Raw genomic sequence first — 12,565 nt, 5'->3', positions numbered from 1 at the left:
ATCAGCAAGATCGCAGCCGATTGGCCCGCCACCCGCTGGGACGAACTGCTCCCATGGAATTGGCAGCCACCTGTCGATCAGCCCATCGCTCAAGCCGCCTGAACCGCGGCCTCCAGGCCACGCTTACTCTTGGTCCGACTTCATGAACAAAGGGCAGCTTCACTAGCTCGCCGCCCGGAAGCGGACATTCCGGATCGTCGAACATTGCTGCCATGCGCCCATGTCGCAAACAATTTCGAGAGCGACCGCTTTCAGGTCGTGATCGGCCCCTGAACGACAGGGATAGAGCGCAAGACCATCATTGCAATTAGCGCGGTGGCCCTGCAATTTTCGCAAATCCGCATTTGCCGGGCAATGGTTCATCCATTTGACGTGACTGCACCAGCCGCTACCGAAACAATTCTCGCGATTCCTCGTCAATTCAGTCGGATAGGTGAAACCGCCGCCATATTCGTGAAGATTGCCGCGCCTCCGCTTCCCTAGCATTGCGCCGGGCTCGCCGCTTCCATCCAAGGCGCGTCCCGGCCGCACGGCTGCATGGAAAGGACGCCCATGCGAGAGGACGATGTCGACGCAGCGGTGCTGGCTTGGGAAGACCGGCAGCCTTACGATCGCCTGCTGACCCTCGATCGCGCCGGATGGGCCTGGCAGGCCGCAATGCGGGCCGCGCGCGACGCGCCCCGGCTGCTGCGGTGTCGAACGCTCGAAATGCTCGAGCGCGCGCCGATGGTCCGGCTCATGATCGCAGACACGCCGCTCGACGACGCCAGGGAGGGTCTGTGGGGCTGGCGATTTCAACCCGGACAACGACGTCCATGCGCCGCCCCTGGTCTTCTGGTCGCCTGAACGGCACGCCGCCGTCCTCGAAGCCGATGCGGAAACCTGCCGGGCCGACGATCCCGACGCCTTCGACCTGGCCAGCCTCCCCTGCCCGGCCTGGCTGCGGCGGGCGGCCCGCGGCCGCGAGGAGCTGTTGATCGTCGATGGGGCCCGACGCCTGGCGCTGACGGCCGCCGGTGCGAGCCTCGCCGATGGCCCGGTGCGGCTGCGCTACCGCATCGCCGGTTTCGACAGCGCCGAGCCGCGCGTCATGACCCTGCGCCGCCTGCTCGCGCTCAAGCGCCTCAGCCGCATTCCCGCCAACCTCTATCCTCCCGTGCGTCGCGCCCGCCGCTGGGCCGACGCCCTGCGCGCCCATGACGGGCGACGCGCCGGCGCCAGCCAGCGTGAAATCGCCATCGCCCTGTTCGGCCGCGCGCGCGTCGAGCGCGAATGGTACGAAGGCAACAACGACCTCAGAAAGACCGTTCTGCGCCTCCTGCGCACCGGCGAACGCCTCGTCGACGGCGAATGGCGCGGCCTTCTGCGCGGATGAGTTCATGCGGTCATCCGCCCTTCATCGCCCAGAAGGCCCGGTAGCCCGGCGATGTCGCCGCGAGTGTTGCGTGATCGCCGGCCACGGCCCGCCCGGCCTCGAGAAAGACCACCATGTCAGCCGCTTCCGCCAGCCACAGCCGGTGGCTGACCAGGATCAGCGTGGTGTGGCCGCGATAGGCGTCGCGCAACGCGGCGATCGCGGCCGCCTCGCTCGGCCGGTCAAGCGCCGACGTGGTCTCGTCGAGCAACACTGCCGGCGCCTCCACGCCGGTCAGGCGCGCCAGCTCCAGCTTCTGGATCTGGCCGCCCGACAAACGCTCGCCCTGCTCGCCGACGATCAGGTCGAGATCAGCTGCGCGGCCGTCGGGATGGAACCGCCAGGCGTCGAGCAGCGCCGCCAGCCCGACATCGTCAAGCCGCGTCGGCGGATAAAGGGCGTTGTCGCGCAGCGTGCGGTTGAACAGGCCGACGAGCTGGGGAACGTAAAGCAGCCGACGCAGCCGGTCATCGGCCTGCGCCGGTTGGCCGTCGATCAGAATGCGGCCCTCGCTGGGCTCCATCAAACCGGCCGTCAATTGCGCCAAAGTCGACTTGCCCGAGCCGTTCGCGCCGGCGATCACCACGAACGCGCCGGGGGCGATGGCGGCATCGACCCCGCTCAGCACGTCGGGCGCTTCGGGTCCGCCGTAGCGGAAGCCGACGCCCTCAAGCCGGATCGACGTCGCCGGCGATGCAGGATGGCGCGGCACGGCCCCGTTGGTCCCGCCGCCGCCGATCGCCAGCACCTCCCCGACATTGGCGAGCGACACCCCGGCCTGGCGCACGATGAAGCCGATCCCGCCGAGCGGGACCGCGAGCCGGAAGGCATAGGCCTGGAGCAGCACGAAATCGCCGACCGTGATCCGCCCTCGCCCGACGTCGTTCGCCGCCAGGACGAGCAACACGACCAACCCCGCGCCGATCACCAGATACTGGACCGCCGCCGTGCCGATCAGCATCGACGACAGTCGTTCGGTCGCCGCGCGCTTGACGCCGACCTCGTCGTCGATCGCCGCCAGCTCCTGCGCCGTCGTGCCGTTCAGCACGACACGGCGCGCATTGCGTAACACGTCGCCGATCCGCTGCGAGACGCCCGTCGCCGCCGCATTGGTCGCCTTCGCCTGAATGTGAAAACGGCCTGCGCCGCCCTGCGTCGCGCCGGCATAGGCCAGCAGAACCACCGCCAGGATCAGCACATAACCGATCGGCACCGCCGTCGCGGCCGCCGCGAGGCTGACGACCAGCTGTACCGTCATCGGCGCGACCCGGCCGATCAGACCGTCGACCACCAATTGAAGGCTATACGGGAGCCGCTCGAGCTGGCCAAGCGTGCGCCCGCTGTCGCCGTCACGCCGCGACGCGGCGTCGGGAAGCCGCGACGCCATCGCCCGTCCGATCAACGCTCGCGACAAGCCGTCGATCAGCCGCATCGTGTGCCGGAATTTGAGCGCGGCGGTGAAGGTCGCCCCCGACCAGGTGAGCACGAAAGCGGTCACCAATGCCGCGGCGACCGGCATGGACAAGTCGCCGTCCGCCAGCCGGTCCACCAGTATCTTGAGCACGAACGGCCCCATCGTCGTCAGGCCGATTCCCACCAGTTCGATCAGCGTCCCGAGCACAAGGTCGCGCCGCAGGCCGAGCGCCGGCTGCGCCATGAGGCCGATCAGGCTCCTGAGGACCGCCAACGCACCCACGGCCACCTCCTCATTACCGCTTTTGCGCCATGTCAGCGCGCACCGCTCGCAGCGGTGCGCATCAAGCCTATGCCTTGCCCGCAAGCCCGGCTTTACGATTCCGACGGTCCGACAGATGACCGACAACAGCGGTCTGGCGGGATCGTCGATTCAAGCCCGCCATGGCGAATTGCACCGTCTCAGCCAGCGCTGCGCACGGTCGCGTTCGAAAATCGAAGGTTCAAAGAGGGGAAGGCCTTCCCCTGGGCGTGAGCCCGAAAACGGTCTCCCGCCACCCCTTCATGCGGGGGCGAGCCCCCGCAACGCCCCCGTTACGGTCGCTGCGCGCCGCGCGGCGGCATGTCTGTTGGGGCCTCTCCCGGTGGCGCGGAAGTGGGCGGCGCTCCCTTCTGGACCCGCAGCAGGCGGCTGCAAGCCGGCGAGCCGGCTCCGCAGGGCGGCCCTGGCCGGCCTTCCGCTGCGCTCCACGCCGCCGGTGGGTTCCGCCGCCCGCTCTTGCGGGTCCTGCCGGTCGCAAGTCGCCGCCCACCCCCGCTTCCGGGGGAGGCCCTGGGGTTTTGGGGCGGGGATGGAGGACCGTCATGCGCCCGACCAGCCAGCCGCAGCCCCCTCGGACAGGGGGAAGAAAGACGGGACGGGCATCGCCCGCCCCGAACCCTCGCGCCAATCTCTATGATGCAGTGACCGACGCCATCATCGCCCAGCTTGAGGCAGGCGTTTTTCCATGGGCGCAGCCTTGGGGCCCTACCGGAACCGACGCCCCCGCCCTTCCCCGCAACGCTGTGACCGGACGCCGCTATTCCGGCGTCAACATCCTGCTCCTGTGGGGCGCGACCTTCGCGGGAGGCCATGCCTCACACGACTGGCTGACCTTCCGTCAGGCACTCGCGGCGGGCGGGGCCGTCCGCAAGGGCGAACGCGGGACCACCGTCGTCTACGCCCACCATTTCACGCCCGAAGCCGAAAAGGCGCGCGCCCGCGAGACCGGCGAAGACGCCCGCGTCGTGCCCTTCCTCAAGCGCTTCACCGTCTTCAATCTCGACCAGTGCGAGGGACTGGACCGGCTTGCGCCCGCCCCCGCGCCACGTACCGAACGTGACATCATCCCCAGCGCCGAGGCGCTGATCGCGGCCAGCGGCGCAGACCTGCGCATCGGCGGCGACCGCGCCTTCTACGCCCCCGGCCCCGATTTCATCCGGGTGCCGCCGCAAGCCGCCTTCTTCGCACCCGTCGACTATTACCGCACCGCGCTCCACGAACTGACCCACTGGACCGGTCATCCGACCCGGCTCGGACGGGACCAGTCGGGCGGGTTCGCAACCCCCGCCTACGCCCGCGAGGAACTGGCGGCGGAAATGGGCAGCGCCTTCCTGTGCGCCGCCCTCGGCGTTGTTCCGACCGTCCGTCACGCCGATTATCTCGGTTCTTGGCTGAGCGTTCTGCGCGAGGACAACCGCGCCCTGTTCCGCGCCGCCTCTCAGGCGTCGAAGGCCGCAGACTTCCTGCTCGCCTTCGCCCCGCCCGATCCGCTCGCGCTGGCGGCGCAGGCCGAAGGGATCGCGGCGTGACCGCCGGTCCCGTCATCCCCTTGCGGCGCAGCGCGCCGGGGTCCGCCCATGGACCGAACCCGTCTCCTGTCGGACCGAGGCGTCCGGCGGAAATCCCGATCCGAACGCCGAACCCGGCGACGGACGAGCGCGCGGCTCTTTCCGCGCAAAATCTGGCCCCGCCCGTCACCCGCAGGAACGATTGAACGGACGGGACCGGTCCACTCCCCAAGGAGCAGACTGTCATGCAACTCGCAAACATCGATTTGGGCAAGCTCAGCATTTCCAAGCTGAACATGCGCCACCACCGGCAGGCCCCGGACGTCTCCGACATCCTGCCGTCGGTCCGCGCGCGCGGGGTCCTCGTGCCCCTGCTCGTGTGCCCCTCCGGCGAAGGCGAGACCTTCGAAATCGTCGCCGGACGACGCCGCTATTTCGCGGCGCGCACCCTTCTTGAAGACAGCGGCGAAACCGACCCGCTGCCTTGCGCCGTGATGGAGCCGGGCGACGATGCAGCGGCGCTGGAGGCCTCGCTCATCGAAAACCTCGCGCGGCTTGATCCCGACGAGGTCAACCAGTGGGAGACCTTCACCCGTCTGGTCCGGCAAGGTCGGACCCTTGAGGACATCGGACGCACCTTCGGCCTGACCGACCTCTATGTCCGGCGTATCCTCGCGCTCGGCGGTCTCCTGCCGCGCGTCCGCGCCCTCTACGCCGCCGACGCTCTCGACGCGCGCACCGTCCGCCACCTGACGCTGGCCTCGAAAACCCGGCAGAAGGACTGGCTCGCCCTTTATGACGATCCTGATCAATACGCCCCGACCGGCGCGCAGCTTAAGGCGTGGCTATTCGGCGGACAGTCGATCTCGACTAAGGCCGCCCTGTTCGACCTGGCGACCTATCCGGGCCGCATCGTCACCGACCTGTTCGGTGATGACGGCTGTTTCGAGGACGCCGACCTGTTCTGGACCGAGCAGAACAAGGCGGTGGCCGCGCTGCGCGACCGCTATCTGGAGGACGGCTGGACGGCGGTCGAGGTGATGGACGCAGGCGACTATTTCCACGCCTATGACCATGAGAAAACTGCCAAGGCGAACGGCGGCAAGGTCTTCATCGCCGTCAGCGCACGCGGAGAGGTCACGGTCCACGAAGGCTATGTCTCGGGCAAGGAGGCCCGGCGCGCCCGCGCCGCCGCCGCCAGGACCGAGGCGCAGGCCGCCGGTCTGGACCCGGCCTCAGGCCGGTCCGAGGTCTCCAGCACGATGCAGACCTATATCGACCTGCATCGCCATGCGGCGGCGCGCGCCGTGCTGACCGATCATCCCGGCGTCGCCCTTCGCCTTCTCGTCGCCCACGCGGTCGCCGGGTCGCCTTTATGGTCGGTCAAGATCGAGGACCAGTCGGTGCGCAACGACGCCGTGGCCGAAAGCGTCGAGACCTGTGCGGGTGAAACCGCCTTCGACGCCAAACGCCGCGTCGTGCTCGCGCAACTGGGCTTCGGCCCGGACGACCCGACCGTAACGCGCGGCGGCTGCGACGAGACGGTGACGGCGCAGGTGTTCGCCCGCCTCAGCCGTCTGTCTGATGACGAGGTGGGCGCGGTCGCCGCCGTGGTCATGGGGGAGACCCTCCATGCAGGCGGCGCGCTGGTCGAAATCCTCGGCGCAGCGCTCAAGGTGAACATGAGCGCATGGTGGAGCCCTGATCCGGTCTTCTTCGACCTGATCCGCGACCGCCCCGTCGCCAACGCCCTCCTCAAGGAGGTCGGCGGCAAACGCATCGCCGACGCCAATCTTTCGGGCAAGGTAAAGACGCAAAAGGCCATCGTCTGCGACTTCCTCGACGGCGCGAACGACCGGCCCAAGGTCGAGGGGTGGACGCCGCGCTGGCTGTCCTTTCCCCCGGCCCGCTACACCGACCGGCCCTTCGCGCCGCTGGACCGGTGGAGCCGGGTCAAGGCCGTCGCCCGGCGCTTGCCCGCGCCTGAACCGGCCCAAGATTCGGTCGCATCCGAGGCCGCGCGACCCCCGGACGCCGCCCAGCCGGACGCCACCCTTACGGTGTGACGCCTAAGGGGCGGGCGGCGGTTTTCCGCCGCCCGCCCCTCTTTCGCTGCTGCGTCCATCTCTCTCAGCCAGGCGACGCCCGCAATCTTGCCCGGCGGTGTCGAAACGCCCAACGACTGGGCGTTTCATCGCGCATCATGGAAAATGATTCCCACCGCATGGCGCATGCCGGAGCGCAGACGGCTCACGCCGTGTCGAAGATTGACTCGATAGGTTCCCCTGGCACCCTGAACTGGACGGTGGTGGACAGCGAACACCACAGCGTCACCTCGCTTGAGCGGCACGACCTCGGCGCGGCTTTGCATGCGTGGCCGTTGCTCGGTCAACACGAACTCCCCACCTGTGAAATCCTCGCCCGGTTCCGAGAGCAAGATGGCGACCTGCAGCGGAAATGCGAGGTCGCCGTAAAGGTCCTGATGCAGACAATTATAGTCTCCAGGCACATACTGGAGCAGCAGCGGCGTCGGCCGCGTCTGGCCCCCGTCGCGGCACTGCCGAAGCAATTCCGCATGGTCTGCCGGGTATCGCCGCTCCATCCCCATACGGGTGTTCCACGCGTTCGCGATTTCCGCGAGATGAGGATAGAGCGCGATGCGTAAACCGCCGATCAGATCGGGCAACGGATATCGAAAATAACGATATTCACCCTTGCCCAACCCATGTCGCGCCATGTGAACATGACTGCGGAAATGCTCTTCATGCGGATAAAGCGCGGCGATGCTCCCGCACTCCTCTGGCCTCAGCAGTGTCTCCAGGATGGCGCACCCGCCGCTATCCAACTGTGCGTGCAAACCGGTCCAGTCACAGGAGTTGACGCGATCCGCGATGGATTTGGCCTCTACAGGTGGCCCTTCAACGGTTCCGAGGTCGCTCATGCCCGTGCTTCCCGGTCGAGCAGCGCGCGTTTTCGCTCGACGCCCCAGGCATAGCCCGAAAGAGCGCCATCCGAGCGAACGACCCGGTGGCAGGGAATGGCGAGCGCGACGACGTTGGCCGTACACGCGCTGGCCACGGCCCGAACCGCCTTCGGCGCGCCGACCCGCCGCGCAAGTTCAGCATAGCTGAGGGTCACGCTGGCCGGTACGCTGCGAAGAACCTTCCATATCTGTTGTGGGAACGACGTGCCGCGCAGGTCGAGATCCAGATCAAGGCCCTCGGCTGGTGCATCGAGGAATGCCAAGACTTTGTCGAAATCCGCGCGGACACTGTCCTCGCTTCGTACGGCTTGGTCGCTGGGGAAGCGGCTTTCGAGATCGCCTGCCAAGGTGTCGGCGCCAGAACCGATCAGGAGCGCACAAACCCCCAACGCGCTTCGAGCGACCAGAATCTGGCCAAGCTCGGTGTCGATGACGCGGAACGTGATCGCCTCGGCCGACTCTGTCTCTCGTCCTGAATTCGGGCGATGCGGTGCGGGATTGATAAAGGGCATGTCGATACTCCTGGTTCCTGCACCTTTGGTACGCGCACCCTTGCGTCCTCGAACTCCGATCCTTGCTTTGGAATCGATATTTTTCTGACCGGCGCTCAAGCGAGGCGAGTGACGGCATGTTTCTCCAAGAGAAAAATCTCGCCGGTCATGAACCAGACCTCGATGGCGCCGTCGTTGTGACCATGCCAGACGGCGCGCCCGGCGCGAGCCAAATCGCCGATATGCTCGATGACCAAGGCCCTGAGCGTATCCGGGCTGGACGACGGGATCAGCGGCTGGACGGCCATTTAGAGCACGGCCCGCAACGTGAGGTTGATACGAGTCCGACCCAGACCGCATGATCGCCCTCCTTCAATGGACGCACGCCGTGGAAACGAAGGCGCGACGGTCCGCCGCGATTCCAATGAGCGCCGGGTTGATATGGACGGACGATGCGCTAGCGTCCCGGGCCTTATCTTGTTCGGGGTTTCGCATGTCCCAAGACACCACGCCATCGTCTGATCTGATCGGCCTCACTGCCGATGTTGTCGCCGCCTTTGTCGCCAACAACACCCTCGCCGCCGCCGATCTACCCGGCTTGATCGCCGCAGCCCACGCCGCCTTCGCCGGACTGGGGACGATAGACGACGCGATTTTCGAACCGGCGCCTGTCGCAGCAGTCAGCGCGCGCAAGTCGCTGGCGAACCGCGACCGCATCCTCTCCATGATCGACGGCCAGCCCTATGCTAGCCTCAAACGGCATCTGCGCGCCCACGGTCTGACGTCCGATGAATATCGCAGCCGTTACAGGCTCCCGGCCGACTATCCGATGATCGCGCCAGGCTATTCTGAGATGCGGCGCGATATGGCTAAGGCGATCGGCCTGGGGCGAAAGACCACCGCCACCAAACCCGTCAAACCAACTAAGCCGGCCAAGCGTCCGGTGAAGCGACCCCGCCCTTAGCGATCGTCAGACTGCGCCATTAGCCGCGCCGAACACGGCGCTGGCTCGCCGGTCGAGGGTTCGCCCTCACCGCGCTGGTGCGCATGTCTGCGGTTGTTCCTGCCTCTTCCGCGCTCCGCCCCTGGCTTCGACGCGAGGGGCGACCGCCACTTCCGGGGATGGTCGTAATCCGCTTTCGACATGCCAGGGCACGACACCCGGCGGTGCGTGACGACCTATGGGCGGTCCGGCCCGGCCGCAAACCATCGCGTACAGACTGTTTTCCCCGCCGCGCAAGACGCGGCTCCTCGCGGCCGCTTCGCTGCAAAACAGCCCTTCGCTCCGGTGCTTCGCCCCTTCGGGTTCAGCCGCGCCAGCCCGCCCAACACGGTCCGCACATCGCCGGGGATCAGCCCCGACGAAGTGAAGAAAGGACCATTCCCATGTCTGCAATCGGCTATGTCACCCGCACCGACGTCGGCGGCTTCAAGGGTCAGATCAAGACGCTTTCGATCCGCGCCGACATCGACATCACGCCCAATCACGAGAAATCAGCGCCCAGCCAGCCAGACTACCGGGTGTTGAGCGGCGGCGTCGAACTGGGCGCCGGCTGGATCCGGACCGGCGAAGTGTCGGGCAAGGACTACGTCTCCCTTAGCCTCGCCGCGCCGGAATTCGGGCCGCGCCGCATCTACGTCAACCTCGGCCGCGCCGCCGGTCAGGATGACGACGACGCCTTCGCCCTGATCTGGAATCCGGTCGACTAAGGCGTCGCTCTACCCCCGCGCCCCAAGGGCGCGGGGGCCTTTTCGTTCGCTTTACGCCCCCGCCCGATTTCCGGGGGAGCCGGAATCGGGCCTGCCATCCGCGCCCCCTCCCCGCTCAAATCACACCGTCCACGGGCGATCCGACCGATCGCTCGTGGACACAGCGACGGGAGGTTCACGGTGGATGAAGACGCCAACACACGCGCCGAACGCGCCCGACGCGGCAGTCCGTTCCTCAACACGGCCCAGGCCGCCTTCTATATCGGCCTCAACAAATCGACCCTGGAGCTCATGCGCAGCCAGGGCGGCGGCCCGCGCTATCGTCGTCATGGCCGCTTCATTCGCTACCACATCGATGATCTCGATCACTGGTCGCTGACCAATCACAAGCCCGCCTGCCGCAGCGGCCGCCATGGCTGACCCTCGGATCAACCTGGTCGATTGGCGCGCGCCGACGAACCGGCGCCGCCGCGCGCAGAGGCGCCGCTGGCTCGCCGCCTCAGCAGGTGGATTGCTGCTGATTGCGGTCACCGCCGATCTCGAGGCCCACGACACCGCGCCGCGCGTGATCTGGAATCCCAGCGCCAGCGCCCCGATCGGGTTCTGGCGCATCGATCCGCACGCCGCGGTCGATGTTGGCGACATGGTGCTGGTGCGACCGCCCCTGCCCGTCCGTCGTCTCGCAGCGGAACGCCGGTACCTGCCGATGAACGTGCCGCTGCTGAAGCGCATCGCCGCGGCCAACGGCGACAAGGTTTGCACGCTTGGCGCCACGCTTTACATCAACGAACGGGCCGCAGCGACGCGCCTCGCCGCCGATTGGAAAGGCCGTTCTCTGCCGTGGTGGCGCGGTTGCCGTCGTCTCGGTCGTGACGAAGTCCTGCTCCTGAACGATGCAACGGAATCGTTCGACGGACGCTATTTCGGGCCGCTTCCAACCACCGTGGTGATCGGCGAGGCGACCCCGCTGTGGCTGCGCTGAAGCCCATCGCCGCCACCCTTCTTTTGGCGATGATGACTGCCCCCGTTCATGCCGACGACGCTGTTGAGCCGGCCTCGGCGGCCGCTCCGGCGACGCCCACTCTCGCCCGCTGGGATCCTTTGATCACCGAAGCCTCGCGGCGGTTCGCCGTTCCGGAGACCTGGATCATCGCCGTGATGCAGGCCGAAAGCGCCGGTCGCACCCGCCTCAACGGGCGTCCGACCACCTCGTCCGCCGGCGCAATGGGCCTCATGCAGCTCATGCCGGACACCTATGCGGCGTTGCGGCGGCGATACAGCCTCGGACCCGATCCGCACGATCCTCGCGACAACATCATGGCCGGAACCGCCTATCTGCGGCTCATGTACGACCGCTTCGGTTATCCCGGCCTGTTCGCCGCCTACAACGCTGGACCGGGCCGCTACGCCGATCACTTGGCGACGGGCCGCCCACTTCCTCTAGAAACCCGGGCCTACATCGCCCAGATCGCGCCACCACCGTCCGCCCCGTCCATGCCGCCCGCTGTCGTCTCTGGGGAGCGGCTATTCTTCGCGCTTCAGCCCCTCGCGTCGCCCGTGAATCCGCTGGCGCAAGCACCACTACCGGGCAGCTTGTTCGTCATTCGCAAGGCGATCACGCCTGGGGCCAGAACACCTGATTGAACGTCGGACCAAGGCCGTCGAAGGACACCTGATCACCAGAATGCGGGAGGAAGTCGAAGCGAGCGAGAGGCAGGCTGTCTGCTCGGATCGAACCAGTATTCGGGACGGCTCCGACCGCCTCAAGGACGACGGGGCCCCACCATTTTTCCCGGCGGATCACGGTCGTCGCTCACCCCAAGCACGGTGCGCCGCCGAGAAAAATCGTGACCCCCATCGCCGCTCCGCGGTCGCTTCGCGATCCCTGACCCGGTCGGATCCATCCCGAATTGCGACGCCATCCTTTCCGGAAAATCAGGAGGCGACGATGACCATTTATCAGCAGGTTCAAGAACTGCGGGCGGAGCTTGGGAACTGCAACAATGCAGAGGAATGCCGCCAGATCGAAAGCGAACTAGCCACGGCCAAGCGGGCGCTGGCGGCGCAAGACGACGCGTTCGAGGCCTGGCTGAAGGCGCTCGAATGAGCGCCGTCGAGGACGAAACGGCGACGTCAGCGCACCGTTTCGTCCTTGTCGACGATGTCCCGTCCTCCGATTATGACCGCAGTGAGCACCGACAAGACGCTGGAAGGCGTACGGATGGGTGATATCGACGCGGAACGAACGGCCCGATTGGAAGCGAAGCGTGGTGGGTGCGTCTCGAGGTCTCGCACCTGTCCGAGGACACCATCCGCGCCTTTTTCAATCGGCGGAGTTTGTCCCGAAATCGCGCCGCCTGGGCGGCTGCGGAACGCCGCGCGAAATGGCGCGCAGCCCGGGTGGCGGCGGCTGAGCGACGCTGAGAAACGCCCCGGCTCACTCCACGGCGTGAAATGATCAGGGCCGGTCGCCGGTGGGGATTTGCGAACACCGGATGGCTGCCGGCGGATGTCGGATGAGCGGCAAATCGGCTAGGGCAAGATTGAAGCTTGGTCTCGCAAGCGAGCCCAAGACATTGTCTGCACATCGTTTTTTCGCGAGACAAGTCGAGCGAACCCTCGAATTAGCGAGACAGGCGGCCCGTAAGTCGTTGATGCCGCAGAGGGTGTCGCGAGACTCGTTGATCTGCGTGATCGATGTGGACAAGGCTCTGGAGAGAAGGG

14 protein-coding genes are annotated in these 12,565 nt (G+C 67.0%); 10 read left to right on the top strand and 4 right to left on the bottom strand.

The window, feature by feature from the left end:
• Window positions 1–552 precede the first annotated feature (552 nt).
• Both NFE57_RS13570 and NFE57_RS13565 read left to right on the top strand, forming a co-directional pair.
• On the top strand, window positions 553–846 hold the full coding sequence (locus tag NFE57_RS13570) for a hypothetical protein (protein ID WP_252136123.1): 294 nt from the start codon (window positions 553–555) through the stop codon (window positions 844–846).
• Window positions 847–973: 127 nt separating this feature from the next.
• Window positions 974–1,375 carry a DNA -binding domain-containing protein gene (locus NFE57_RS13565; RefSeq protein WP_252136122.1) on the top strand — a complete coding sequence of 134 codons (402 nt, stop codon included), beginning with the start codon at window positions 974–976 and terminating at the stop codon, window positions 1,373–1,375.
• Between the two features lie 10 nt (window positions 1,376–1,385).
• Here NFE57_RS13565 and NFE57_RS13560 read toward each other — a convergent pair whose 3' ends face one another.
• Complete coding sequence (locus NFE57_RS13560; protein WP_252136121.1) at window positions 1,386–3,110, bottom strand: ATP-binding cassette domain-containing protein; 1,725 nt, start codon at window positions 3,108–3,110, stop codon at window positions 1,386–1,388.
• Between the two features lie 581 nt (window positions 3,111–3,691).
• On the opposite strand from NFE57_RS13560, the gene NFE57_RS13555 reads away from it, so the two are divergent.
• Together NFE57_RS13555 and NFE57_RS13550 are read left to right on the top strand one after the other, a co-directional pair.
• The gene (locus NFE57_RS13555; RefSeq protein ID WP_252136120.1) at window positions 3,692–4,678 is read left to right on the top strand and encodes an ArdC family protein; all 987 of its coding nucleotides are present in this window, start codon (window positions 3,692–3,694) and stop codon (window positions 4,676–4,678) included.
• Between the two features lie 224 nt (window positions 4,679–4,902).
• Complete coding sequence (locus tag NFE57_RS13550) at window positions 4,903–6,723, top strand: ParB/RepB/Spo0J family partition protein (RefSeq protein WP_252136119.1); 1,821 nt, start codon at window positions 4,903–4,905, stop codon at window positions 6,721–6,723.
• Window positions 6,724–6,848: 125 nt separating this feature from the next.
• Here the strand turns inward: NFE57_RS13550 and NFE57_RS13545 are convergent, their stop codons facing one another.
• From NFE57_RS13545 to NFE57_RS13535, 3 genes are all read right to left on the bottom strand, one after another.
• Window positions 6,849–7,598 (bottom strand): 2OG-Fe(II) oxygenase, encoded by a 750-nt coding sequence (locus NFE57_RS13545; protein ID WP_252136118.1) that lies wholly within the window; start codon window positions 7,596–7,598, stop codon window positions 6,849–6,851.
• Window positions 7,595–8,152: a methylated-DNA--[protein]-cysteine S-methyltransferase gene (locus tag NFE57_RS13540; RefSeq protein ID WP_252136117.1), complete on the bottom strand. Its 558-nt coding sequence runs from the start codon at window positions 8,150–8,152 to the stop codon at window positions 7,595–7,597. Before NFE57_RS13540 ends, NFE57_RS13545 begins: the two co-directional genes overlap by 4 nt.
• Before the next feature lie 95 nt (window positions 8,153–8,247).
• Entirely contained in the window at window positions 8,248–8,439 is a 192-nt protein-coding gene (locus NFE57_RS13535) for a hypothetical protein (RefSeq protein WP_252136116.1), read from the bottom strand.
• Between the two features lie 185 nt (window positions 8,440–8,624).
• On the opposite strand from NFE57_RS13535, the gene NFE57_RS13530 reads away from it, so the two are divergent.
• The 6 genes from NFE57_RS13530 (at window position 8,625) to NFE57_RS13505 (ending at window position 11,948) form a co-directional block, all read left to right on the top strand.
• Window positions 8,625–9,095, top strand: a complete 471-nt coding sequence (locus NFE57_RS13530) for a Ros/MucR family transcriptional regulator (RefSeq protein WP_252136115.1) — start codon at window positions 8,625–8,627, stop codon at window positions 9,093–9,095.
• 422 nt (window positions 9,096–9,517) lie between these two features.
• Window positions 9,518–9,841, top strand: a complete 324-nt coding sequence (locus NFE57_RS13525) for a DUF736 domain-containing protein (protein ID WP_252136114.1) — start codon at window positions 9,518–9,520, stop codon at window positions 9,839–9,841.
• 180 nt (window positions 9,842–10,021) lie between these two features.
• Window positions 10,022–10,261 (top strand): helix-turn-helix transcriptional regulator, encoded by a 240-nt coding sequence (locus tag NFE57_RS13520; protein WP_252136113.1) that lies wholly within the window; start codon window positions 10,022–10,024, stop codon window positions 10,259–10,261.
• 91 nt (window positions 10,262–10,352) lie between these two features.
• The gene (locus tag NFE57_RS13515) at window positions 10,353–10,823 is read left to right on the top strand and encodes a S26 family signal peptidase (RefSeq protein WP_252136112.1); all 471 of its coding nucleotides are present in this window, start codon (window positions 10,353–10,355) and stop codon (window positions 10,821–10,823) included.
• On the top strand, window positions 10,811–11,485 hold the full coding sequence (locus NFE57_RS13510) for a lytic transglycosylase domain-containing protein (protein ID WP_252136111.1): 675 nt from the start codon (window positions 10,811–10,813) through the stop codon (window positions 11,483–11,485). Before NFE57_RS13515 ends, NFE57_RS13510 begins: the two co-directional genes overlap by 13 nt.
• 304 nt (window positions 11,486–11,789) lie before the next feature.
• Window positions 11,790–11,948, top strand: coding sequence for a hypothetical protein (locus NFE57_RS13505; RefSeq protein WP_252136110.1), 159 nt, complete (start codon window positions 11,790–11,792; stop codon window positions 11,946–11,948).
• The last annotated feature ends 617 nt before the right edge of the window (window positions 11,949–12,565 follow it).

The organism is Hephaestia sp. MAHUQ-44 (genome assembly GCF_023806085.1).
In the GTDB taxonomy this organism is placed as follows: domain Bacteria; phylum Pseudomonadota; class Alphaproteobacteria; order Sphingomonadales; family Sphingomonadaceae; genus Sphingomonas.
This window is presented reverse-complemented; position numbering and strand designations above follow the sequence as displayed.